This is a genomic window from Streptomyces sp. NPDC050504, from assembly GCF_044458065.1.
Classification (GTDB): Bacteria; Actinomycetota; Actinomycetes; order Streptomycetales; family Streptomycetaceae; genus Streptomyces.
Window position 1 is genome coordinate 12,714 of the sequence record NZ_JBITHO010000002.1, and the last position, 24,656, is coordinate 37,369.

The following is a 24,656-nucleotide window of genomic DNA, read 5'->3' on the forward strand; positions in this document are numbered from 1 at the left end:
CGCCGTTCAGTCGTCCAGTACGGACAGGTCCTGTTCCGCCTTCGGCACCAGGACCGTCCCCCGGTCGTCGGGCATCGTCTGCACGGTGAACATCGGCACGCCGTCCCTGGGCAGCGACAGCGTGCGCGACGCGTAGACGACCGCGCCGCCCTGCGGCTCGACCGTCAGCGCGTACGCGCCCTTGAGCCCGGCCGGGACCGGCGGCTCCACCGCGAGCGTCGTACCGGCCTTGACGGTGTACGTCTTGGTGACCGGCTCGCCGCCCAGGACGCCCGCGGAGGCCGTCACCTTCACCTCCGCCGCCTCGTCGGGCGCGGTCAGCGCCAGCAGCGAGCCCTTGGCGCGGTTGTCCGCGACGGTGGCCCGCTCCCCCACAGGCGCCGTGGCCGGGACGAAGGCGACCTCCTGCTTGTCGCCCTTGCCGCGCACCACGCGCAGCGCGGCGACCACCGGGACCCGGCGGCCCGCCTCGGAGGGGCTGAGGACCAGGGAGCCCGTCTCGCCCTTCGTGAGGTCCTTCAGGTCCAGGCCCGCCGTCATCCCGGACTTCACGTGCAGCGTCTCGGCACCCGCGGGGGTGATCGAGCCCGACTTGCCGACGAGCCGCACCTTGAGGTCGGCGTCGTTCTCGCCGGGGGCGTACACCGTCAGGCGCACCGACGTGGCGTCGGCCGGGATGCCGGGCAGCACCAGTGTGTCCGCGGGGTCGGCGGAGGCCTGGATCCAGTCGGCGCCGACCTTCTCGTCGGCGGCGCGCACGACCGCGCCGACGCGCCCTGTGCGGGTCGTGACGTGGACCGTGACGTCCTCGGGGCTGCCCGAGGCCAGCGTGGAGAGCAGCACGGGGATGCTGGACCTGGGCGGGACGGCGATGCCCTCGCCCGCCTCGGACTTCAGGCTGCCCTCGGGGCCGTACAGCTCGATGTCGGCGACGGCGGACGTGTCGTCCGGGTTGGTGAGGTGGACGTAGTCCTGCCGGGTGGCGGACGCGGACGCGCCGGGGATCCAGAAGTCCGTGTCGGGCGCCGTGCAGCTGACGCCGAGCAGTCCTGGCGCGGTGCCCTCGGGGACGACGGTGGTCTGCTGGACGGTCCAGCCGGGCGCGAACGCACCGGTGGCGGATCCGACCAGGGCGGGGGCCTCGGCGCCCTTGGCCGTGGCGGCGGCCGGCTTGCCCGGCTCGGTCAGCGACAGGAGCGGCTTGTCCTTGGCGGGCACGGTCTTCTTGGCGGTGTCCTTCTTGGCGCCCGGCGGGACCAGGGCGGTCGCGGAGGGCTTCAGGTCGGCGACGTCCTTGGCGCCCTTGTCCCCGGCGCCCTTGCCGTCCGCCGCGCCCTTCGGCGCGAAGGAGGTGTACGCGGTCTCGCCCAGTTCGGCGGGGCCCGGGGCCGGGCACAGCAGGCTGGAGCGCTCGACGGGGAGCCGGGCGGGGGCGGCGCCCGCTTCCTTCGCCCCGCCCTTGTCCGGTGCGGACAGGGTGGCGAATCCGGTGACGGCCGCCAGGGCGGTGGCGACCGCGATCAGGGAGAGGGTGCTGCGGTTCACTGGTTGCTGCTCCCGTCGGGGCGCTGCTGCTGTCGGTACGGGTCGTACTGTTCGGGCTGTTCGGGATCCGGCTGCCCCGGCTGCTGCCCCGGCTGTACGTGCTCCTGCTGTACGTGCTGCTGCTCGGCGGCCTGGTAGCCGTAGCCGTACGGGTCGTACTGCGACTGCTGGTACGGGTCCGCCTGGTACTGCTGCTCACCGGCGTACCCGTAGTTCGCGTAGTCGGCCGTGCCCGCGTAGCTCTGCGCGCCGTCCTCCCACTCGCCGTACGACTGCTGGCGCGGCACGTCGGGGGCGTACGCGGGCTGCTCGCCTGGCGGGGGCGGCACCTGGGCCTCTCCCGGTGCGGCGGTGGGCTCGGCGCCCTCGTCGGCCGCCGCGCGCAGCCTGCGCGCCCTGCGGCCGTCGCCGGGGCCCGCCTGCGCGGGGATGGCCGCGCTCGGCCGCTCCTCGGGCAGGTCGTCGTCGATCTCGCGGCGGCGGCCCGGCAGGGCGAGCACGAGCAGGACCACGGCGAGCGCGCCCTGCGCCCAGATCCAGGCGGTGTGGGTGAGCGGCGGTTCGAAGGTGAGGTCGAGGCGGCCCGCGTTGGCGGGCAGCTCGAAGCCCTGTGCCCAGCCGTCCACCGTCTTGGCGGTCAGCGGCTTGCCGTCGAGCGTGGCGCGCCAGCCCGCGTCGGCGCGGTCGGCGATGCGCAGCACCCGTCCCTCGCGGCCCGCGGGGATCTCCGTGTGGGCCTCGACGGCCTTGGCGGCGACGGGCAGCGGGTCGGTGTCCTCGGGGCTCTGCTGGATCGTGACGCGGGCGACCTGACGGTCGACGCGCCACAGCTTGGAGCCGTCGAGCTGGCTCAGCGGGCTCAGTCCCGGCGTCGCGTCGAGGACCCTGCTGAAGTGGCGCGGCGAGCCGTCCCGTACGAGCACGTAGCGGATGGCGAAGCCGCCGAGCTGGCTGGCCTGGTCGGCGCCGGAGCCCGCGACCAGGTTGGCGACGATCTTGTCGAGGCGCGTGTCGGCGCCCGCGGTCGCGGTCAGTTCGGCGTCGCCGAGCCGCCCGCCCGATCCCCGGACGAGGGAGTACGACACCTTGGCGGGCGAGTCGCCGCCGAGCACGAGGGTGCGCGGCTGGTCGCGGGTGGTGGACTCCTCGGCGACGAACGCGGGGACCTGGACGGGGTCGCGGCGCTCCAGCGGTCCCGCGGCTCCGTTCAGCATCCATCCGGCGGCCGACAGGAGGGGGCCGACGGCGGCGGCCACGGCGATCAGGACGGCGACGGGCTGGCGCCAGCCGAAGCTCTGCTGGGCGACGCGGATGCGGGCACCGTCCGCACCGATCAGCGCTGCGGACAGCAGGGCGATTCCGTACACGAGAGTGGCGGGTCCAGCCCAGTGCCCGTCGTTGCCGAGCACCGCGAACACCAGACCGGTCAGGGCGACCGCCCAGGAGGCGCGGACGGCGAAGGTGCGCTCCTGGCGCAGCAGGGCGGCGAGCGCGGCCAGCACGATGCCGATCATCAGGAGTCCGCCGGCCGCCTTGGGGCCGCCGGGGCTGATGCCCAGCAGGTCGAGGGCGGTCGCGGCGCCCGTGCCGTGTTCGAGCCCGGCCTCCTTGAAGAAGGCGGCGGGGTCGGTGAGGAGCGTCAGCGACCAGGGGGCGAGCATCAGCAGGGGGGTGCCGGTCTGGACGAGGAAGCGCGGTCCGTACGCGGCGATGTCGCCGCGCCGCAGGACCAGCGCCGCCAGGCCGAGGACCACGGCGATCGGCCAGACCACCGGGGTGAACGCCATGGTGAACGTGAGCAGCAGTGCGTACGCCCAGCTGGCGCGCCAGCTGCCGCGCGCACCGTCGCCGCGCAGTCCGTACGCCGCGACGGCCGTGCGGGCGATCAGCGGCAGCATGACGAGGAGTACGGCGGTGCCGAGCCGTCCGGTGGCCAGTGCGCCGGTCGCGGCGGGCAGGAAGGCGTACGCGACGCTGCCCCAGGCGCGCAGCAGGCGCGAGGTGACCAGGGGCCTGGAGGCGAAGTACGCGGTGAAACCGGCGAGCGGCACGGAGCAGACCAGCAGCAGGGTGAGCGCGAATCCGGTGGAGCCGAAGAACAGCCAGGACAGTGCGGAGAGCACCGCGAGGTAGGGCGGGGCGGCGTCGGTGGTGCCGGTTCCGATGGGGTGCCAGCCGTCGGCGTAGCGCGCCCAGAGGTCGCCGACGTCGCCGGGTGCGGGCAGCAGTGCGCCGCCCGCGAGGGCGCCGCCGCCGAACAGTCCGCGGCAGGCGACGAGCGAGACGAGCAGGAGGACCGCGAACAGGACGGGTCCCGGTTTGCGGGCGAGCCGCTTCACGCGGGCGAACTGTTCGACGTCCAGGAAGTCGGCGTCGTCACCGCCGGGTCCCGACTCGACGGCGCCGTGCCGCGAGCCGGTGTCCTCGGCGGGTCCGCCGAAGTTCCCCGCGACCTGTTCGACGGTGGCCCGGACGGTGGCGCCGGGCGGCGGGAAGAGCGCGCGCAGTTCGCGCATGTCGACGGTGGATCCGCCGCGCTGTTTGCGGGCGGCGAGGATCCGGCCGGGCCGCAGCAGGGTGCCGACCAGTCCGGCCACTTCGTCGACGGCCTGTCCGGGGACCTTGCCGACGAGGTAGGCGAGGGTGCGCAGCATGGTGCCGACGACGAGCCGCAGCAGCACCCAGGGCAGGGCGGCGGTGCGGGCGTTGGCGAGCATGGTGAAGACGGCGCCCGCCTTGTCGACCCGGTGCGGCGAGGCGACGGAACGGCCCGCGCAGTCGATGGGGCGCCGTTCGCGGGCGGATGCCTCGGCGTGCCGCAGGACGGCGTCGGGGGCGACGAGGACGCGGTGTCCCGCCGCGTGGGCGCGCCAGCACAGGTCGACGTCGTCGCGCATCAGGGGCAGGAGCCGGTCGAAGCCGCCGAGCTGTTCCCAGACGTCCCGTCTGATGAGCATGCCCGCGGTCGAGACGGAGAGCACGGAGCGGACCTGGTCGTGCTGGCCCTGGTCCTGTTCGCGGCGGTCCAGGCCGGTCCAGCGGCGGCCGCTGTTGGCGATGGAGACGCCGACTTCGAGCAGCTGCTTGCGGTCGTACCAGCTGCGCAGCTTGGGTCCGACGATCCCGGCGTGCACGTCGCTGTCGGCGACGCGCAGCAGTTCGGCGAGGGCGGTGGGGTCGGGCGCGCAGTCGTCGTGCAGCAGCCAGAGCCACTGGACCGGGTCGCCGTGCGGGAGGTCGGGGAGGTCGTAGGCGTCGTCGCGCCAGGTCCTGCTGACGGGGTCCCAGCCGCTGGGCCGCTTCAGGTACGGCAGTTCCTCGGGGCCGAGCGGTGGCGCGGTGCGGACGGCCTCGTCGACGGCGGTGCCGAAGCCGGTGCGGCGGGCGAGGTGCAGGACCCGGTCGTCGCCGAGCGCCTCGCCGAGGAGCCGCGCGGAGTCGTCGGCGCTGCCGGTGTCGGCGGCGACGACGTTCTGTACGGGGCGTTCCTGGCCGAGGAGCCCGGTCAGCGCTTCGGGCAGCCAGCGCGCGCCGTCGTGGGACACGAGGACGGCGGTGACGACATGCCGCGGGAATTCGGGCGTGGTGGTGGCGGACATCGAGGTACGGGCCCTCCGCGGCCGGGGTCGCCCCGGAACGTGGGGCGTTGGAGCGTCTCGGACGGGGGCCCACACTAACGGCTGGCACGACAGCGGTCCGCCGCCTGCGGTCGACGGGCAGGGGGCGGACCGTGGATTACGTACGGACTTATGGCGATTGTTCGGGTCGCGGAGCGGGGTACGGGCCGGGTGGCGGACCCGAGGGTGATCGTCTTTCGAACGGCCGCCCGGTCAGTCGGTCGGTCGGTTCCGGCCGCTTCCCGTCCGGATCCCCGGCACGGGCCCGACGCCCCGGACGACGGGTCAGATCGCGGCTTTCTTCAGCCGGCGCCGCTCGCGCTCGGACAGGCCGCCCCAGATGCCGAACCGCTCGTCGTTGGCGAGTGCGTACTCAAGGCATTCGGAACGGACTTCGCAGGCCAGGCAGACCTTCTTGGCCTCGCGGGTCGAGCCGCCCTTCTCGGGGAAGAAGGATTCGGGGTCGGTCTGCGCGCAGAGGGCGCGCTCCTGCCAGCCAAGTTCTTCGGCGTCCGCGTCTTCGACCAGCAGTTGCTGGAACAGCTCGGTCATGTAGCGCCCCTCGTCTGTTTTTTGTGCGTCCCCGTGATGCTGCCGTTACCGATCCCGGCCGAACGACACGAGTGAAATTACAAGTGTGCGGATCCGGGGCAGTCAAGCCGAGATCTGCTATTGGGCCCCGTATTCACTCTGCGGAACCAAGGCTATGCGGAAAGTGTTCAAATCACCAAAAATTGTGACACTTGCCGTCGGCTTGACCGCACGCCTCCCCCGTCACAGAGGAGGACGACCCGAACTCCACCCGTGTTGCGAACCGGCAGCCGAAGCGATCCGGATCACAGCGAGGCTTCTTCACGGGGTTCCGCAGGGGTGGATGCAGCGGCATGTCTCCCGGTCAGCGGCTGCACAAACCTTTCTCCACACTCAGTAACCGGATGAGGTGAAACATTACCCCCAAATCGGGCATTGGGTTGACAGTGGACGCGTTTCTCCGCTCTCCTTGATTCCATGCCAGTGACCTCAGCGCGCCCGTCGACCCACGTCCGTGGGTTCCGCAGCGCTGTCCAGGCTCGCTGTTGCTGTTCCAGCTGTTGAGCGATCCCGCTCCGGCTTTTTTCTGCTCTGTTTTCCCCGCTCCGCGTCCCCCCGCGGACGCCCCGCACGTGCACTCCCCCTTGCCGAGGAACCACCGCACCCATGAACAGCAGCGACAGCGACCTCCAGATCGCCGGCGACCTCCTTGAGGTCCTGCACCTCCTCCAGCCCGCCCGCGAGCACCCCGCCACCGTGGCCGAGTTCGCCGGGCTCGCCCGCGCCATCGCCGACGACCCGTCCCAGTGGGCCGACCTGGTCCGGTACGACGCCACCTCCCGCTGGTACCACCGGCTGCGCACCGGGCCCGGATACGAGGTCTGGCTGCTCAGCTGGGTGCCGGGACAGGGCAGCGGGCTGCACGGCCACGGCGCGTCGTCGGGCGTACTGACCGTGCTGGCGGGCGAACTGACGGAGCGTACGGAGAACGCCGACCGCACCCTCGCGGCGGGCGCGCAGCGGGTCTTCGCGCCCGGGTACGTCCACGAGGTCGTCAACGACTCCCTGGAGCCCGCGGTCAGCCTGCACGTCTACTTCCCCGGCCTCACCGAGATGCCCATGCAGGCCCCGCAGTGCTCCGCCCCGGCCGGACGGGATGTCGTACCCGCCTGACAGACTGCTGTGCATGCGCATTGTGGTTCTGGCTGGTGGCATCGGTGGTGCCCGCTTCCTCCGTGGTCTGAAGTCCGCTGCCCCCGACGCGGACGTCACCGTCATCGGCAACACCGGTGACGACATCCATCTGTTCGGCCTGAAGGTCTGTCCCGACCTCGACACCGTGATGTACACGCTCGGCGGCGGCATCAACGAGGAGCAGGGCTGGGGCCGCGAGGACGAGACCTTCCAGGTCAAGGGCGAGCTCGCGGCGTACGGCGTGGGACCCGAGTGGTTCGGCCTCGGCGACCGGGACTTCGCCACGCACATCGTGCGGACCCAGATGCTGGGCGCCGGTTACCCGCTGAGCGCGGTCACCGAGGCGCTGTGCGAGCGCTGGCGGCCCGGCGTGCGGCTGCTGCCGATGTCCGACGACCGCGTCGAGACGCACGTCGCCGTCGAACTCGACGGCGAGCGCAGGGCCGTGCACTTCCAGGAGTACTGGGTGAAGCTGCGCGCCTCCGTGGACGCGCAGGCGATCGTGCCGGTCGGCGCGGAGGCCGCGAAGCCCGCGCCCGGTGTGCTGGAGGCGATCGCGGAGGCGGACGTCATCCTCTTCCCGCCGTCCAACCCCGTGGTGAGCGTCGGCACGATCCTCGCCGTCCCCGGGATCCGCGAGGCGATCGCCGGGGCCGGGGTGCCGGTGGTCGGCCTCTCCCCCATCGTCGGCGACGCGCCGGTGCGCGGCATGGCCGACAAGGTGCTCGCGGCGGTCGGCGTGGAGTCCACGGCGAGCGCGGTGGCGCTGCACTACGGCTCCGGGCTCATCGACGGCTGGCTGGTGGACACCGTCGACGCGGGGTCCGTCGCGGCGGTCGAGGAGGCGGGCATCAAGTGCAGGGCGGTGCCGCTGATGATGACCGACGTGGCGGCGACCGCGCAGATGGCGCGCGAGGCGCTGGCGCTGGCCGAGGAGGTCAGGTGAGCGGGGCGCCCGGGAGCGGGTCCGGGTACCGGGTGTGGGCCGTTCCCGGGCTGCCCGAGGTGCGGGGCGGGGACGACCTCGCCAAGCTGATCGCCGCCGCCGAGCCGGGGCTCCTGGACGGGGACGTCCTCCTCGTCACCTCGAAGATCGTCAGCAAGGCCGAGGGCCGGATCGTCGAGGCGGCCGACCGGGAGGCGGCGATCGACGCGGAGACCGTACGGGTCGTCGCGCGGCGCGGCACCCTGCGGATCGTGGAGAACCGGCAGGGCCTGGTGATGGCGGCGGCCGGGGTCGACGCGTCCAACACCGAGGCCGGGACCGTGCTGCTGCTGCCCGAGGATCCCGACGCGTCGGCCCGGACCATCCGCGAGGGCCTGCGCGCGGCGCTGGGCGTGAACGTCGGGGTCGTCGTCACCGACACCTTCGGGCGCCCCTGGCGCAGCGGGCTGACCGACGTCGCCATCGGAGCGGCCGGGGTGCGGGTCCTCGACGACCTGCGCGGCGGCACCGACGCGTACGGCAATCCGCTCAGCGCGACCGTCGTGGCCGTCGCCGACGAGTTGGCCGGGGCCGGTGACCTGGTGAAGGGCAAGGCCGAGGGGCTGCCCGTCGCCGTGGTGCGCGGGCTGCCCGGGATCGTCGCCGGAAGCGGAAGCGGAAACGGGAGCGGCAACAGCAACGGGGTCGTCGGGGAGGCCGGGCGCGGCGCGAGCGGGGACGCCGGGGGCGGCGCCGGGGCCGAGGGCCGGGACGCCGGGGCCTGGTCCGCTCGGGACCTGGTGCGGGACGCGTCCGACGACATGTTCCGGCTCGGTACGTCGGAGGCCGTACGGGAGGCGGTGACGCAGCGGCGCACGATCCGCGAGTTCACCGACGATCCGGTGGACCCCGGGGCCGTGCGGCGGGCCGTCGCCGCGGCCCTGACGGCGCCCGCGCCGCACCACACCACGCCGTGGCGGTTCGTGCTCCTGGAGTCCGCGGAGTCCAGGACCCGGCTGCTGGACGCGATGCGCGACGCGTGGATCGCCGATCTGCGGCGCGACGGCAAGTCGGAGGAGTCCATCGCCAAGCGGGTGCGGCGCGGGGAGGTGCTGCGGCGGGCGCCCTACCTGGTGGTGCCCTGCCTGGTGACCGACGGCGCGCACTCCTACGGCGACGCGCGCAGGGACGGCGCGGAGCGGGAGATGTTCGTCGTCGCGATGGGCGCGGGCGTGCAGAACTTCCTGGTGGCGTTGGCCGGGGAGCGGCTGGGGTCGGCGTGGGTGTCGTCCACGATGTTCTGCCGCGAGGTCGTGCGGGAGGTGCTGGGGCTGCCGTCGGGATGGGACCCGATGGGGGCGGTGGCCGTGGGGCGCCCGGCGGGTGCGGCCCCCGCGCGGGGGGCGCGGGAGGTCGAGGCGTTCGTGGAGGTCCGGTAGGGCGGGGCGGCGTACGGGGGGGAGGCGCTTCACGGGGTCCGGGGCCCCGGGGCGCCGTTTCGCCCGCGGCGGGCATGTGCGGCGTCTGCCCCGCCCTCGCGCGGCTCCCCGCGCCACGGGGCCCTGACGCGGGGCACTGACACGGGGCCCTAAAGGGTCGCGATGTTCGTCTTGCGCATCTTCGGTGCCCGCCTCGGCGGCGTCCTTCCCGTCGTGAGGACCAGGCGCACCGCCCTGTGGCGTTGGCCCTCGTACGGCTCCAGGAGTTCCAGCATCCTCGCGTCGTCCGCCTCCCGCTCCCCCGCCAGGGCGTAGCCGACCACCCCGGGCAGGTGGAGGTCCCCGACCGTCACCGCGTCCGCCGCGCCGTTCGTGCGCTGGAGCGTCTCCGCCGTCGTCCAGGGGCCGATCCCCGGGATCAGCCCCAGGCGCGCCGATGCCTCCGGCAACCCCATCCCCGCCGCCTCCTCCAGGCGCCGCGCCACCCGCACCGCCCGCAGGACCGTCGCCGAGCGCTTCGCGTCCACGCCCGCCCCGTGCCACTCCCACGACGGGATCCGCGCCCACACCGCCGGCTCCGGCATCACGTGCATCGGCACCGGGCACGGGCCCGGCGCCCGCTCCCCGTACTGGCGCACCAGCAGGCGCCACGCCCGGTACGCCTCCGCCGTCGTCACCTTCTGCTCCAGCACCGAGGGGATCAGGGACTCCAGCACCAGGCCCGTGCGCACCAGCCGCAGCCCCGGCCTCCGGCTCCGCGCCACGGCCAGCAGGCGGTGCCTGGGCACGAAGGCGTCCGGGTCGTCCGTGCCGCCCAGCAGTTCGGGGAGCCGGTCGAGGAGCCACTCCGCTCCCGGGCCCCAGGCCCGCGCCCCGGCCTCTTCGGCGCCCGCGCCCGCCGCCACCCGGAGCGTGCCGGGCCCCTGCGGCGTGCGGCTCGCGCGCCACACCGCGCCGTCCGCCGCCAGGTGGTACGTCGGATCCCCCGCGCCCCGCCGCAGCGGGCCGAGGATCAGCGGGACGTCGAGCGGGCCCGGCGCCCGCCACGTCCGGTCGGAGCCGGTGTCCTCCGCTCCCGCCGCGGCCCCGCGCGGCTGCGGGACCGGGCCGCGGGGCGCCGGGCGCGGCAGGTAGCGGCCCGCCACCTACTGGTCCGAGGAGAAGCGGATCGCCGCGTCCGGGAGCGTCGCGCCGCACCACACCCGTACGCCCTCGTGCAGTTCGTTGTCCGCGCCCACGTCCGCGCCGTCGCCGATCACCGCGCCCGTCAGCGCCGTGCGGGCGCCGACGCGGGCGCCCGCGCCCACGAAGGAGGACGTGACGACCGCGCCGGGCCCTATCACCGCGCCCGGCAGGATCGTGCTCCCGGAGATCCGGGCGCCCGCGCCGACCAGCGCGCCCTCGCCGACCACCGTGCCGCCCACCAGCTTCGCGTCCGGCGCGACCCTGGCCGTCGGCAGCACCAGGCGGTCGCCGCACCTGCCCGGCACCGCGGGGGACGGCGCGCGGCCCGTGACCAGGTCGGCCGAGCCGCGCACGAAGGCGCCCGGCGTGCCCAGGTCGAGCCAGTACGTGGAGTCGACCATGCCCTGGAGGTGGGCGCCCGAGGCGAGCAGGCCGGGGAAGGTCTCGCGCTCCACGGAGACCGGGCGGTCGGCGGGGATCGTGTCGATGACCGAGCGGCGGAAGACGTACGCGCCCGCGTTGATCTGGTCGGTGACGATCTCCTCGGGCGTCTGCGGCTTCTCCAGGAAGGCCAGCACCCTGCCCGTGTCGTCCGTGGGCACCAGACCGAAGGCGCGCGGGTCGTCGACCCGGGTGAGGTGCAGGGAGACGTCGGCGCCCGACGTCGTGTGGGTCTCGACCAGGGCCCTGATGTCCAGGCCCGTGAGGATGTCGCCGTTGAAGATCAGGACCGGGTCCTCGGGCCCGGAGTGCAGGCGGGACGCCACGTTGCGTATCGCGCCGCCCGTGCCCAGCGGCTCCTCCTCGGTGACGTACTCGATGCTCAGGCCGAGCGAGGAGCCGTCGCCGAAGTACGGCTCGAAGACCTCGGCCAGGTAGGAGGTGGCGAGGACGATGTGCTCGACCCCCGCCGCGCGGGCGCGGGCCAGCTGGTGGGTGAGGAACGGGACGCCCGCCGCCTGGACCATCGGCTTGGGGGTGTGCACCGTCAGCGGACGCAGCCTGGTTCCCTTGCCGCCGACCAGGAGGATCGCTTCAGTCACCTTGTCGTCTCTGCTTCCTGCTGGGGCCGGGCCGTGTTCGGCTGGCCAGTGTATGCAGACCGTTCGGGACATTCTGGTCGGACTTCCGGTCACACTTCCGGCCGAACCCGGGCCCGCGCTCCCGGCGCGGCCCGGTCAGTGGCGGCCCTGGAGCTTCGCCGAGGCCGCCCGCGCCTTGCCGAGCTTCTTGTAGAGGCGGCCCCCTGGGCACTCGGTGGCGAAGCCGTCGCGGTGTCCGGAGATGACGTTCAGCCTGACCTTCTTGCCCTTCTTGTACAGGTTGCCGCCGCCCGACTGCATCACCGTCTTCGCCCGGGGGTTGACCCCGTACATCCCCAGCTTCCAGGCGGTCAGGCGGGCCACCGCGTTCAGCGCGGCCTGGGGCGGCGTCTTCGCGCTGTACGTGCCGAGGACCGCGATCCCCATGCTGTCGCTGTTGAAACCGAGGGTGTGCGCCCCGAGGACGGGCTTCGCCACGCCCCCGGCCCGGCCTTCGTAGATGTTTCCGCACTTGTCGACCGCGAAGTTGTAGCCGAAGTCACGCCAGCCGCTGCTCTTGACGTGGTAGCGGTAGATACTGCGGAGGACGGAGGAGGTCTGCGCGCAGCTGTAGCGGTTGCCCGTCGCGCTGTGGTGGACGAAGGCGGCGTGCACGGCGTCGGTGTAGACGAAACCCCGCTCGCGCAGCTTCTCGTCGGCGCCCCAGCCGCGGCGCGTGATGATGCGGGGGCGCGGACCGACGTACGGCCTGGCCTGGCTGGGCTCCCTGGGGAGCGCGGGGATGACCAGGGCACCCGCGGGGATCGCGGGGGCGGCGGGGGCCTCGGGCACGGCAGGGACCTCCGGGATCTCCGGGGCCTTCGGGTCCGCAGGGGCCACCGGGACCGCCGGGACCCCGGGGACCGCGGGAACCCCAGGGGTCATCGCTACGGGGGCCACGGGGGTCGTCGGCCCCGCCGGGGACCTCAGTGCCCGCAGCGCCTCGGCGGCCTGCATGGCGTGCGGGGTCAGGGCCGCCGCCGTCGTGGTCGCGGACCGCGCCGCCCCGGACACGGTCACGGGCTCGGTCGCGGCCACAGGCTCGGGAGCGGGCTCGGGCGCGGCCTCGGGCTCGAACACGGAAACCGCCCCGGGCTCGGCCTCCTTCCGGCTCGGCCCCTCGCCCGGGTCGACCAGTTCCAGGCGCAGCCCGTCCGGCAGGCCCGCGCCGCCCCCTCGTACGCCACCCGCCCGTACGCCACCCGGTACCTCGGGCCGTACGCGCACCTGTACGCCGTCCGAGTCGCCGACCCACAGCGGCGCGGTCGAGCCGCGCACCCCGCGCGACGCGCCCTCGGCGGTGTCCGGGTCGGCCGCGTGCTCGTGGTTGTGCGTCTCCAGGTCCTCCCACGGCGACCAGACGGTCGTGCCCGTGGCGCGGGTGCGGACCTGGACCGTGCCGTGGAGTTCGGCGGCGGGGTCCCGCCACACGACGCCGACCAGCGAGAACGGCTTGACGTCGCGCGCGGGCAGGCCCCGCGCCGCGCTCAGCGAGCGGCGGGAGCCGAGCGGACCGAGCGCCAGGGACTGGGTGGAGCCGGGCAGGCCGCCGTCCGCCGCCTCACCGGCTGAGCCGGAGACGGCGGCGGACACGGCGGACGCGGCACCGGAAGGCACGGCGACCACGGCACCGGCGGGCGCGGCGACGGCGAGCGGCAGCACGAGGGCGGTCGCGCAGACGACGCCGACCGAGGAGGCGAGAAAGGCACGCATGTACATGATCCTGGGCATACAGCGGTTGATCCGGCCACTGGTGATGAGCCGGTCAACTGACGCACCGTCCGCCACCCGGGTCGGCCGCCCCCTCGGCGCGCGACCTGCGGCACGTACGCTTGCGGGCGTGAACGCCAGCGACCGTACCCCTGCCGACCTGCTGCGATCCGCGCTCGCCGCGGACCCTTCGCGGCCCCTGGTCACCTTCTACGACGACGCGACCGGCGAGCGCGTCGAACTCTCGGTGGCCACCTTCGCCAATTGGGTGGCCAAGACCGCGAACCTGCTCCAGGGCGAGCTGTCCGCCGAGCCCGGCGACCGGGTCGCGCTGCTGCTGCCCGCGCACTGGCAGACCGCGGTGTGGCTGCTCGCGTGCTCGTCGGTCGGGGTGGTCGCCGACGTGGGCGGCGACCCGGCCGCCGCGGACCTCGTGGTGAGCGGCCCGGACGCGCTGGACGCGGCGCGCGCCTGCTCGGGCGAGCGGGTGGCGCTGGCGCTGCGCCCGCTGGGCGGCCGGTTCCCGCAGCCGCCCGCCGGGTTCGCTGACTACGCGGTGGAGGTGCCGAGCCAGGGCGACCGGTTCGCGCCGTACGCGCCGGTGGACCCGGACGCCCCCGCGCTCGCGGTCGGCGGCACCGAGCTGACGGGCGCCGAGCTGGTGGAGCGGGCGCGCGCCGACGCGGACGCGCTGGGGCTCGGCGCGGGGGCGCGGCTGCTGACCGGGAGTGCGTACGACACCTGGGAGGGGCTCTCGACCGGGCTGTTCGCGCCCCTCGCCGCGGGCGGCTCCGTGGTGCTCTGCCGCCACCTCGACCAGCTGTCCCCCGAGGGTCTGGCGAAGCGCGTCGAGAGCGAGCGCGTCACCAACAGCGCGGTATGACAAGCGCCCTGAAGGGCACTCGTCCGGCGCACTGAGCGCCCTGCCCTCCGGTCCTTCGCGTCAACTCCGGTACATGATCGGGAGTACGGACCGCACAACCGTGCGCGTACTGCCGCCGTCTACACGTGAGACCAGCGGCCCAGCGCGCCGCAGACGCCGCGAAGGATGGACGCAGACGTGACCGAGAAATCCGGTGTGCCGGCCGAGCCCGCCCGCCCCGTCGCGACCGTGTCCGACGGGGACACGTCCGCGGCCGCGGACGCGAGCCCGGACCCGGCGGACGGCACTCCGGAAGAGGGCGGGGCCGACGGCGCCCCCGAAGCCGACGGCGCCCCGAAGGCCAGCAACGCCCCGAAGGCCGAAGGCGCCCCCGAAGCCGACGGCACCTCGAAGGCCGAAGTCGCGCCCCCCGCTCCCCCGGCCCGGCCCCGGCGGCACTGGCTGCGCTGGGCGGCGGGCGGCGCCGCGTTCCTCGTGCTGGTCGCCGCTGGCACCGGCTGGTGGCTGTACAAGAAGCTCGACGGGAACATCAGGACGGACGTCACGGCGGCCGCCGAGCTGGAGACGTACGAGAAGGAGCGCCCCGCGCCCGTCGTGCAGGACGCGCAGAACATCCTGCTCATCGGCTCGGACACGCGCGCGGGCGACAACGGCAGGTACGGCCGTGACGACGGCGGCAGCCAGCGCTCGGACACCACGATCCTGCTGCACCTCGCGGCGGACCGGAAGAGCGCGACGGCCGTCTCGCTGCCGCGCGACCTGATGGTCGACATCCCCGACTGCCGGGGCTCCGACGGGACGCGCAACGAGCCGCAGTTCGCGCAGTTCAACTGGGCGTTCGAGCGGGGCGGTACGGCCTGCACGATCCGTACGGTCGAGAAGCTGACCGGGATCCGGATCGACCACCACATGGTCGTCGACTTCAGCGGCTTCAAGGACATGGTCGACGCGGTCGACGGCGTCGAGGTCTGCCTCAAGGAGCCGGTGGACGACGCCGACGCGCACCTGAAGCTGCCCGCGGGGCGGCAGACGCTCCGCGGCGAGCAGGCGCTGGGCTACGTGCGGGCCCGCAAGTCCCTCGGCGACGGCAGCGACACCGAACGGATGGACCGCCAGCAGCGGTTCCTCGGCGCGCTCGTCAACAAGGTGCAGAGCAACGGCGTGCTGCTCAACCCGGTCAAGCTCTACCCGGTGCTCGACGCGGCGACGAAGTCCCTCACCACGGACCCGGGCCTGGACTCGCTCAAGGACCTGTACGACCTGGTGCGCGGGATGCGCAACGTACCGACCGAGAAGGTGCAGTTCCTGACCGTCCCCCGGCAGCCGTACAGCGAGGACATCAACCGGGACGAACTGGTACAGCCCGACGCGGGCAGGCTCTTCGCGCGGCTGCGCGACGACGCCCCGGTGTCCGTGGTCCCGGCGAAGAGCGGGGACCAGGAGACCCAAGGGGCGGATGAATCAGGTGAGTCGGATCATTCGGATGAGTCGGTCGATACGGACGAGAAGCCCGACGAGGACCCCTCGGCACGCCCGAGCCCGGCACCGACTTTCGCGGGCACGAATGCCGCCGCGGGGGTCTGCGAGTAAAGGCGGACCCATGGGAGGGTTGTCTCTCCGTGCGGATTGAGCGAAATGCCCGGTTGTAAGGGGCGTGGAATTTGTCACGGACGTCGCTGCACGCTCAACTTGGCGGATAGTGTGACGCGATCCGGTGACTGACACACCAGGTCGCGCACCGCCGGATCGATAGACGAGCGCCTTTGGGGGGAGGCGCGCGTGGCACCGACGGAGGACACAAGCAACCGTGGACGCGCAGAGCCGTGGGCGGGCCGATGAGATCGACCCCGCAGACCAGTGGGTCCTGAACCCGGAAACGGGCAGTTACGAATTGCGACTGGACCATTCCACTGGGTCCACAGGACAGCACTCCCCGTCCGCCGCCCGACCGGGCACCCGCAGAAGAGATGTTCCGGGTCAGCGCACCCGTCCGCAAACCAATTCGACGCCCCACCCGGATTCCCGTTCGGATTCCCCCGAGGACGGGCGCGGGGCTTCCCGCTCAGGTCCGCGCGGCGGTTCCCGGAACGGCTCGCGCACGGGTTCTGCCTCCGTTTCCGAAGGCGCCCAGCCCTCCGGCGGCCGCCGTTCGCGCAAGGCCGTCAACAAGCCGCGCAAAAAGAAGAAGATCCTCTTGTGGACGGGCGGCGTCACGGCGTTCGTCCTCGTGGGTGGTTCTGTCGGCGCGTACCTCGTGTACCAGCACTTCAACGGGAACCTGGAGACGTACGACGTCGCGGGCGCGGGCACCGGCGGCTTCAAGAAGGACGAGGCCGTGAACATCCTCGTCATCGGCACCGACAAGCGCACCGGCAAGGGCAACGAGGGCTACGGCGACAAGGACAGCGTCGGCCACGCGGACACGACGATCCTCTTCCACGTCTCCAAGGACCGGACGAACGCCACCGCGCTCTCCATCCCCCGCGACCTGATCACCGACATCCCGGTCTGCCCCACCAAGCAGCCGGACGGTTCGATAAAGGACGTCCCCGGCACCCTGAAGACGAAGTTCAACGAGAGCCTCGGCCAGAGCGGGCGCGACCCCGGCTGCACCATGCGCACCGTCAAGGAGATCACCGGCATCACCGTCGACCACTTCATGATGGCCGACTTCAACGCCGTGAAGACGATGTCCTCGGCGGTCGGCGGCGTCGAGGTGTGCCTGGCCAAGGACATCAACGACAAGGACTCGCACCTCAACCTCCCGGCGGGCAAGCACAACCTCAAGGGCGACGACGCGCTGGCGTACGTGCGCACCCGGCACTCGGTGGGCTTCGGCGGCGACCTCAGCCGCATCGAACTCCAGCAGCAGTTCCTCGGCTCGCTGATCCGCAAGATGAAGTCCAGCGACACCCTCTCCAGCCCCACCAAGATGTGGGACCTGGCGGAGGCGGCGACCAAGGCGCTCGCCGTGGACAAGGGGATAGGGAGCATCGAGAAGCTCAAGAACCTCGGTCTGGAGCTCGCCGAGGTCGACCCGAGCAACATCACCTTCGCGACCGTGCCGGTGGTCGACAACACCGACGGCGCGACGGTGCTGCTCAACGAGGAGAAGGCCGAGCAGCTCTTCGCGATGGTCCGCTCCGACACCTCGCTGACCGAGGTGAAGGCGAAGGAGAAGGCTGCGAAGAGCGCGCAGGCGAGCAAGCAGGCCGCGCTGCTCAAGGGCCCCAAGGCGGACCCGTCCGACGTGCGCGTCGCCGTCTACAACGGCAGCGAGACCGTCGGCGCCGCCTCCAAGACACTGACCTGGCTCCAGCTGGAGCAGGGCGTGACGAAGTCCAGCAGCGAGGGCAACGCGCCGCAGAAGCAGGCCAAGACCACGCTGACGTACGGCAGCGACCAGGCCGACCAGGCGCGGGCGCTCGCGGCGATGATGGGCCTGCCCGCGACCGCGCTCAAGCCGAACGCGCAGCCCGCGGCGGAGCGCGAGCCCATGGTGCTGACCCTGGGGGGGGACTTCAAGGGCGCCGGGCAGCCCGTCACCGGCCCCGCGAAGGCGCCGGAGGGCATCCAGCGGGTGAACGCCGACAAGTCGGTGTGCGCCAAGTAGGACAAGTCGGTATGCGCCAAGTAAAACGGCGGGCGGGAAATGAACCAGTCGGGTAATCGGCCCGTCTAGACGGGCAGCGAGTGACCGGAGGAGGCTCCGGGCCACAGGGGCAAGGGGTGGGACGGGTGGGACGGAACAGCGTGCGTGGGGAGGGTTCGCGACAACGCGAGCCGCAGCGCCGTGACTCGGGCTGGGCCGAAGGCGCCCAGTCCGGCGGGGTGGAGGTCAAGGGCGGGGCCGAGGGCTCCGACTCCGCCGCGTCCGCCGCCGGTTCCGGCTCCGGCGGTGGACGCCGTGCCGCCAGGGGCGGCAGGGGCGCCCGCGGAGCGCGCGCCTCGCGCCGCCGTCCCGTGAGCAAGGGCAAGCGGATACTCCGCTGGACCGCCTCGATCCTGTCGCTGCTCATACTCGGCACGGCGGCGGCCGGTTACCTGTACTACGAGCACCTGAACAGCAGCCTCCGCAAGGGCCAGCGCAACGCGGGCGGCAGCGACGTCGAGAAGACCGCGCCCAACGCGGACGGCCAGACCCCGCTGAACATCCTGCTGATCGGCTCCGACAGCCGGAAGTCCAAGGCCAACCAGAACCTCGGCGGTTCCCGGGACAAGGCGGACGCCCCTCCCCTCGCCGACGTGCAGATGCTGCTGCACGTGTCGGCCGACCGGAAGAACGCCTCGGTGGTCTCCATCCCGCGCGACACCCGGGTCGACATCCCGGCCTGCGAGGACCCGAAGACCAAGAGGAAGTACCCCAAGACCAACACCATCATCAACGAGTCGCTGGCGCGCGGCGGGGCCGGCTGCACGCTGGCCACCTGGCAGGAGCTCACGGGCATCTACATCGACCACTGGATCACGGTGGACTTCGCGGGCGTCGTGAAGATGTCCGACGCGGTCGGCGGCGCCGAGGTCTGCGTGAAGCAACCGGTCTGGGACCGGCCGACGCGGCTGGTGAAGGGCGGCTCGGGGCTCAAGCTGAAGAAGGCCGGGAAGCAGACGCTCAAGGGCGAGGACGCGCTGAAGTGGCTGCGCACCCGCCACCCGTTCTTCGACGACGTCGGCCGCTCCAAGGCCCAGCACATGTACATGAACTCGGTGATCCGCAACCTGAAGAGCCAGAACGCCTTCACCGACACCGGGCGCCTCATGGACATCGCGGAGGCGGGCGTCAAGTCGCTCCAGGTCTCCGAGGAGATCGGCTCGGTCAAGAAGCTCTTCGACCTCGGCATGAACCTCAAGCACGTGCCGACGGACCGGATCACGATGCTGACCATGCCCCGGATGATCGACCCCAAGGACGAGAACCACTACCTGCCGCAGCCCGGCGCCGCCGATGACCTGTGGGAGATGATCCGCGAGGACACCCCGGTCGACGGCAAGGACGCCAAGCCCAAGCCGAAGAAGCCGGCCGCCCCGAAGGACCCGGCCGCCCCGGCGGCCGAGATCGGCGTGGCCGTCCGCAACGGCGCCTACACCGACCAGCTGGGCGCGGCGCCCGGCCGCGCGGGCACGGTCGCCGGCCTGCTCCAGAACAAGGGGTACGCCAAGGCCGAGGCGGAGAAGGGCGGCGACCCGATCGCCAAGACCCAGCTCTACTTCCCGAGCGCCGAACTGGAGGGCGACGCCCAGGCGGTCGCCAAGTCGCTGGGCATTCCGGCCTCCCAGGTGAAGAAGTCCACCGACGTCTCCGGCGTGACGCTGGTGGTCGGCGCGGACTGGCGCACCGGCGACGCCTACCCCAAGCCGAAGCCGAAGAAGGTCGACCCGACCACCACCGACGCGTCGACCGCGTCCGACGAGAGCGGCTGCATGGAGATCTACAAGCCGTACGTCTGGCACGAGGGCCTGGAGCGCTGACGGCGCACGCGCGTGCGCGAGGAGGGCCCCGGGTGACGCACCCGGGGCCCTCCTGCCGTACGCAACGGGCTACGCGGGCTGGCGCACCGCCGGGCGGCGGCTGGCGATGACCTTCTTGGCCAGCGAGCGCGGCGAGGTCAGGAAGCCGTACCCCCACGACATGTGCATCGTGGCGAGCGCGACCGGGATCTGCGCGCGGGCCTTCAGCGACAGGCCCCGGCCCGCCGGGAGCGAGCCCGCGACGATCGCCGCGAGGTAGCCGCCGGGGACCACGAAGCCCCACGGGGTGAGCAGCGCGCCGACCACGACGCCCGCCGCGATCGCGCAGACGGCGGTCGGCGGGGCGAGGTAGCGCAGGTTGATCGAGCCGGAGTGGTAGCGGGCCACGACGTGCCGCCAGCGGCCGTAGTCCTTGTACTGCTTGGCGAGCGCGCGGACGCTCGGCCTGGGGCGGTACTGGACCTTCAGCTCGGGCGAGAACCAGATGCCGCCGCCCGCCTCGCGGATCCGGAAGTTCAGCTCCCAGTCCTGGGCGCGGATGAACTCCTCGTTGTAGCCGCCCTGTTGCTCCAGCGCCTCGCGGCGGAACACCCCGAGGTAGACGGTCTCGGCGGGGCCCGCCTCGCCGCCCGTGTGGAAGGCCGCGTTGCCGACGCCGATCTTGGAGGTCATCGCCGCGGCGACGGCCTCCTCCCAGGCGTTCTCGCCCTCGGCGTGCATGATGCCGCCGACGTTCTGCGCGCCCGTCTCGCCGAGCAGGCGCACGGCGGTGGCGATGTAGTTCGGCGAGAGCATGCCGTGCCCGTCGACCCGTACCACGATGGGGTGGCGCGAGGCCTTGATGGCGGCGTTGAGCGCCGCGGGCGTGCGCCCGGTGGGATTGGGCACGGTGTGCACGCGCGGGTCCTCACGGACCAGCTCGGCGGCGATCTCGTCGGTGCGGTCCGTGGACGGACCGAGCGCGATCACCACCTCCATCTCCCCTGCGTACTCCTGCTCCAGGATGTGCCGGACGGAGTTCCTGAGATGGCGTTCCTCGTTGAGCACCGGCATGATCACGGAGACTGCGGGGGCTGCGGAGTCCTGAGAGGGCTGCTTGGCGTTCATCGCCCGCCACGTTACCGCGAACGGGGGACACGGGCGCGCGGCGGCCGGTCGGTGCGCGGGGTCGCTGATCGTATGGGCCTACGGTGCTTCCGGTCCCCCTCTCCCGCCTGCCGTCTCGCGGAGGTGCCCGCCCGTGCCCCCCACGCCTGTGCCGCCCGTGCCGCCCCGTCCCCGACGCACCCCGGGGCCCGCCGCGCCCCGGGGCGGGCGCGGGCGCGCCCGCAGGCCCCGCTGGGGCATGCGGACGGCGACCGCGCTCTCGGTGCTGGTGCTCGGCGCGAGCGGCATCGGGCACGCGGTGGTGACCGGCATGGAGGACGGGATCAGGCGCGTCGACCCGTTCAAGGACATGAAGAACCGCCCGCAGGCCGGGCACGGCATGAACGTCCTGGTCGTCGGCACCGACGGGCGCGACCGGATCACGCGCGCGGAGAAGGAGAAGTACCGGCTGGGCGGGGCGCCGTGCCACTGCACCGACACGATCATGCTGGTGCACATCTCCGCCGACAGGGAGCGGGCCAGCGTCGTCTCGCTGCCCCGGGACTCGTACGCGGAGATCCCCGAGCACGTCGACGGGACCACGGGCGAGCACCACAAGCAGCACCCCGTGAAGATCAACGCGGCGTACGCGGAGGGCGGGCCGAACCTGACGGTGCGCACCGTCGAGCACATGACCGGGGTGAAGGTCGACCACTACCTGGAGGTCGACTTCACCAGCTTCATGAAGACCGTCGACGCGGTCGACGGCGTGCGGATCTGTACGACGCGGCCCATGAAGGACCCGTACACCGGCCTGGACCTGGCGGCGGGCTCGCACACCCTGGACGGCGGCCGGGCGCTCCAGTACGTCAGGTCGCGGCACATCGACGGGGCGGCCGACCTGGGGCGGATGCAGCGGCAGCAGCGGTTCCTCGCGGCGCTGATCGACCGGGTGACGAGCGGCGGGACGCTGGTGAACCCGGTGAAGTTCCGCCGGGTCGCCTCGACGATGCTCTCCTCGGTCCGGGCGGACGAGGGGTTCGGTACGGAGCAGATGCTGGCGCTCGGGGAGGCGATGCGGGGGTTCTCGGCGGCGTCGTCGGAGTTCGTGTCCGTGCCGATCGGGCAGATGGGCTTCGCCGTGAAGGGCATCGGGTCCACCGTGAAGTGGGATCCGGTCAAGGCCGGGAAGCTCTTCGACGCGCTGCGCGCGGACAAGCCGCTGGCGCCGCTGCGGAAGGCGGGGGACGCGGGGCGGGCGAAGGCGGTGCGGGTCGACGTCGCGCCGCGGCAGATCCGGGTGCAGGTGGTGAACGGCACGTCCAAGGACGGGCTGGGGCGGACCGTGGACGAGGCGCTGCGGAGGACGGGGTTCGACACGACGCGGGTGCCGCAGAGCGGGGCGGGGGCCGGCCCGGCGGGGGCGGGGGCCGGTGCGGCCGGGGCGGGGGCCGGGGCGGGGGCTGGCGCGGGGGCCGGGGCCGGTGGTGACGTCCGGGGGACGGTCGTGGAGTACGACCCCCGGTGGGACCGCTCGGCGAAGTCGCTGGCCACGGCGTTGCCGGGGGCGCGGATGCGGGCCGTGAAGGGGCTGGGCGGGACGTTGCGGGTGGTGGTGGGGAGCGAGTACCGGGGGGTGCGGGCGGTGCGGGCGGAGGACGTGCACCGGGGGGAGTTCGAGGCGGTACGGGGCGACGAGGCGGTGTGCCCGTAGGGGGCGGGGCCCTTCCGGGGGCGGGGCGGGGCGGTTCGCGGGGCCCGTTGCGCGGGGCGGGGCGGTTCGCGGGCGTCCCGTTGCGCGGGGGTCCCGTTGCGCGGGGCGGGGAAGCGCGGCATCCGTCCCCCGCCCTCGCGCGGCTCCCCACTCCCCCGGCAGGGCGCTACTCGTCGATGCCGTCCGCCGCGCGGCGCTCGCGGAGTTCCTTGATCGCCCGGCGTCGCGCCAGCCGGTGCGTGCGCCGGATCTGCGCCTCCTGGTAGCGCCGCTTGTCGCGCTCCGTCTCCGGGACCACCGGCGGCACGGGACGCGGCTTGCCCTCCCCGTCGACCGCCGCGAACACCAGGTACGCCGAGCCCACCTGCGTCGCGGGCGTCGACTCGTTCCAGCGCTCCGCCAGAACCCGTACGCCGACCTCCATCGAGGACCGGCCCGTCCAGTTCACCTGGGCCTTGACGTGGACCAGGTCGCCCACCCTGACCGGCTCCAGGAACACCATCTCGTCCATGGAGGCCGTCACCGCCGGCCCTTCGGAATGCCTGCCCGCCACCGCGCCCGCCGCGTCGTCGACCAGCTTCATGATCACGCCACCGTGCACCGTGCCCAGCAGGTTGGTGTCGCTGCCCGTCATGATGTGGGAGAGGGTCGTGCGGGATGCCGAGGTCGGCTTGCCCGGAATCGCGGTCTCCGAGCGCTGCGCCTGATCTGTCATGCCCTCCACCATATGCCGGTCCGCCATTGCATCAGGTTGGCAACAGCCCTGGCCCGATTCACCGGCTCGCCTGTAAGTGCGCCGGGGCCCCACGGCACACTGGTCGAATGAACGATTGGCCCGATGGGTACGGACGTGGCAGCTCCAGCGCGGAGCCCGAGGGCGCGCGCTCCATGCGGCATGTGCAGCGGCGTCCGGTCCCGCCGCAGCCTCAGCAGCAGCCCCGGCAGCAGCCGAGGCAGGCGGATTCCGGGTACGGGGACTCGTACGACAGCGGGTACAACACCGGGCAGGTCTACGGCTCCCCCGGCCGGAACCGCGGCGGCGGGGACGGCGGCGGCAACGGCGGCGGCGTCCCGCCCCAGCAGCGCCGCAGGCCCGCGCCCGGCGACCCCGACCGCCCTCCGCCCAACTGGCGCAAGCGGATCACGGTCGGCGTGCTGTCCCTGGTGGTCGTGCTGCTCGTCGTGAGCGTCAGCACGTACTTCTGGGCCGACGGCAAGCTGAAGCGCGAGGTCGACCTGGGCAAGGTCATCGAGCGGCCCGGCGGCGGCAAGGGCACGAACTACCTGATCGTGGGCTCGGACAGCCGCGAGGGCATGTCGGACGAGGAGAAGAAGAAGCTCCACACCGGCTCCGCCGAGGGCAAGCGGACCGACTCGATGATGATCCTGCACGACGGGGACAACGGGCCGACGCTGATCTCGCTGCCCCGTGACTCCAACGTGGAGATCCCCTCGTACAAGGGCTCCGACTCGGGGAAGACGTACCCGGCGCGCGGCCGGTGGACCAAGCTCAACGCCGCGTACGCCGAGGACGGCCCCGAGCTGCTGGTGCGGACCGTCGAGCACAACACCGGGCTGCGCATCGACCACTACGTCGAGATCGGCTTCGGCGGCTTCGCCAAGATCGTGGACGCGATCGGCGGCGTGGAGCTGGACATCCCGAAGGCGTTCAAGGACAAGAAGTCCGGCGCCGACTTCAAGGCGGGCAAGCAGACCCTCGACGGCGAGCAGTCGCTGGCGTTCGTCCGCACCCGGTACGCCTTCGCGGGCTCCGACCTGGACCGTACGAAGAACCAGCAGAAGTTCCTCGCGGCGCTGGCCAGCCAGACCGCGACGCCCGGCACGATCCTCAACCCGTTCAAGCTCTACCCGACGATGGGCGCGGGCCTGGACACCCTGATCGTCGACAAGGACATGAGCCTGTGGGACCTGGGCCAGATGTTCTTCGCGATGAAGGGCGTCACGGGCGGCGGGGGCACGTCGATGAACATGCCGATCTCCGGGACCACCGGCGGCAACCTGAACTGGGACAAGGCCAAGGTCAAGCTGCTCGTCGAGGAGCTGAAGGAAGACAAGAAGGTCACCGTCGGCGACAAGTGACGGTGATGTGAGGGGGGAGAGGGGGGGGGGGGGGGCGGCGGCGGCGCCCCCCCCCCCCCCCCCCCCCCCCCCCCCCCACCCCCCCCCCCCCCCCCCCCCCCCCCCCCCCCCCCCCCCCCCCCCCAAAAACACCCCCCCGGCCCCCCCCCCCCCCACACACACCCCCCACCCCCCCC

17 protein-coding genes are annotated in these 24,656 nt (G+C 73.0%); 9 read left to right on the forward strand and 8 right to left on the reverse strand.

What is annotated here, in order from left to right:
• Nucleotides 1-6 precede the first annotated feature (6 nt).
• The 3 genes from ACIBNE_RS06010 to ACIBNE_RS06020 form a co-directional block, all read right to left on the reverse strand.
• Entirely contained in the window at nt 7-1,545 is a 1,539-nt protein-coding gene (locus tag ACIBNE_RS06010) for a DUF5719 family protein (RefSeq protein ID WP_399270135.1), read from the reverse strand.
• A complete protein-coding gene (locus ACIBNE_RS06015) occupies nt 1,542-5,144 on the reverse strand; it encodes a glycosyltransferase (protein WP_399270137.1) in 3,603 nt (1,200 codons plus the stop codon). Before ACIBNE_RS06015 ends, ACIBNE_RS06010 begins: the two co-directional genes overlap by 4 nt.
• A gap of 303 nt (nt 5,145-5,447) precedes the next feature.
• Entirely contained in the window at nt 5,448-5,714 is a 267-nt protein-coding gene (locus tag ACIBNE_RS06020) for a WhiB family transcriptional regulator (protein WP_399270139.1), read from the reverse strand.
• Nucleotides 5,715-6,359: 645 nt separating this feature from the next.
• Here ACIBNE_RS06020 and ACIBNE_RS06025 point away from each other — a divergent pair.
• Genes ACIBNE_RS06025 through ACIBNE_RS06035 form a run of 3 tightly spaced genes read left to right on the forward strand, consistent with a single transcriptional unit; the run spans nt 6,360 to nt 9,251 of the window.
• Nucleotides 6,360-6,866 carry a cysteine dioxygenase gene (locus tag ACIBNE_RS06025; protein ID WP_399270141.1) on the forward strand — a complete coding sequence of 169 codons (507 nt, stop codon included), beginning with the start codon at nt 6,360-6,362 and terminating at the stop codon, nt 6,864-6,866.
• A gap of 13 nt (nt 6,867-6,879) precedes the next feature.
• Nucleotides 6,880-7,833 carry a 2-phospho-L-lactate transferase gene (cofD, locus tag ACIBNE_RS06030; RefSeq protein ID WP_399270143.1) on the forward strand — a complete coding sequence of 318 codons (954 nt, stop codon included), beginning with the start codon at nt 6,880-6,882 and terminating at the stop codon, nt 7,831-7,833.
• Nucleotides 7,830-9,251, forward strand: a complete 1,422-nt coding sequence (locus tag ACIBNE_RS06035) for a coenzyme F420-0:L-glutamate ligase (RefSeq protein WP_399270145.1) — start codon at nt 7,830-7,832, stop codon at nt 9,249-9,251. Before cofD ends, ACIBNE_RS06035 begins: the two co-directional genes overlap by 4 nt.
• A 149-nt stretch (nt 9,252-9,400) precedes the next feature.
• Here ACIBNE_RS06035 and ACIBNE_RS06040 read toward each other — a convergent pair whose 3' ends face one another.
• From ACIBNE_RS06040 to ACIBNE_RS06050, 3 genes are all read right to left on the reverse strand, one after another.
• Nucleotides 9,401-10,396 carry a DNA-3-methyladenine glycosylase family protein gene (locus ACIBNE_RS06040; protein ID WP_399270147.1) on the reverse strand — a complete coding sequence of 332 codons (996 nt, stop codon included), beginning with the start codon at nt 10,394-10,396 and terminating at the stop codon, nt 9,401-9,403.
• The gene (locus tag ACIBNE_RS06045; RefSeq protein ID WP_399270149.1) at nt 10,397-11,479 is read right to left on the reverse strand and encodes a sugar phosphate nucleotidyltransferase; all 1,083 of its coding nucleotides are present in this window, start codon (nt 11,477-11,479) and stop codon (nt 10,397-10,399) included.
• A 135-nt stretch (nt 11,480-11,614) separates the two neighbouring features.
• Entirely contained in the window at nt 11,615-13,231 is a 1,617-nt protein-coding gene (locus tag ACIBNE_RS06050; RefSeq protein ID WP_399270151.1) for an N-acetylmuramoyl-L-alanine amidase, read from the reverse strand.
• 127 nt (nt 13,232-13,358) lie between these two features.
• Between ACIBNE_RS06050 and ACIBNE_RS06055 the strand changes: the two genes are divergently transcribed.
• From ACIBNE_RS06055 to ACIBNE_RS06070, 4 genes are all read left to right on the forward strand, one after another.
• Nucleotides 13,359-14,111 (forward strand): TIGR03089 family protein, encoded by a 753-nt coding sequence (locus ACIBNE_RS06055; protein ID WP_399270153.1) that lies wholly within the window; start codon nt 13,359-13,361, stop codon nt 14,109-14,111.
• Nucleotides 14,112-14,276: 165 nt separating this feature from the next.
• Nucleotides 14,277-15,701: an LCP family protein gene (locus tag ACIBNE_RS06060; protein WP_399270155.1), complete on the forward strand. Its 1,425-nt coding sequence runs from the start codon at nt 14,277-14,279 to the stop codon at nt 15,699-15,701.
• A gap of 217 nt (nt 15,702-15,918) precedes the next feature.
• Nucleotides 15,919-17,724 carry an LCP family protein gene (locus ACIBNE_RS06065; RefSeq protein WP_399270157.1) on the forward strand — a complete coding sequence of 602 codons (1,806 nt, stop codon included), beginning with the start codon at nt 15,919-15,921 and terminating at the stop codon, nt 17,722-17,724.
• A gap of 125 nt (nt 17,725-17,849) precedes the next feature.
• Entirely contained in the window at nt 17,850-19,580 is a 1,731-nt protein-coding gene (locus ACIBNE_RS06070) for an LCP family protein (RefSeq protein ID WP_399270159.1), read from the forward strand.
• A 69-nt stretch (nt 19,581-19,649) separates the two neighbouring features.
• On the opposite strand, the gene ACIBNE_RS06075 is transcribed toward ACIBNE_RS06070, so the two are convergent.
• Nucleotides 19,650-20,687 (reverse strand): glycosyltransferase family 2 protein, encoded by a 1,038-nt coding sequence (locus tag ACIBNE_RS06075; protein WP_399270161.1) that lies wholly within the window; start codon nt 20,685-20,687, stop codon nt 19,650-19,652.
• Between the two features lie 238 nt (nt 20,688-20,925).
• Between ACIBNE_RS06075 and ACIBNE_RS06080 the strand changes: the two genes are divergently transcribed.
• Nucleotides 20,926-22,380 carry an LCP family protein gene (locus ACIBNE_RS06080; protein WP_399271237.1) on the forward strand — a complete coding sequence of 485 codons (1,455 nt, stop codon included), beginning with the start codon at nt 20,926-20,928 and terminating at the stop codon, nt 22,378-22,380.
• A gap of 166 nt (nt 22,381-22,546) precedes the next feature.
• On the opposite strand, the gene ACIBNE_RS06085 is transcribed toward ACIBNE_RS06080, so the two are convergent.
• Entirely contained in the window at nt 22,547-23,095 is a 549-nt protein-coding gene (locus ACIBNE_RS06085; RefSeq protein WP_399270163.1) for an acyl-CoA thioesterase, read from the reverse strand.
• Nucleotides 23,096-23,202: 107 nt separating this feature from the next.
• Here ACIBNE_RS06085 and ACIBNE_RS06090 point away from each other — a divergent pair, with 107 nt between their 5' ends.
• On the forward strand, nt 23,203-24,480 hold the full coding sequence (locus ACIBNE_RS06090) for an LCP family protein (RefSeq protein WP_399270165.1): 1,278 nt from the start codon (nt 23,203-23,205) through the stop codon (nt 24,478-24,480).
• Nucleotides 24,481-24,656: the final 176 nt, after the last annotated feature.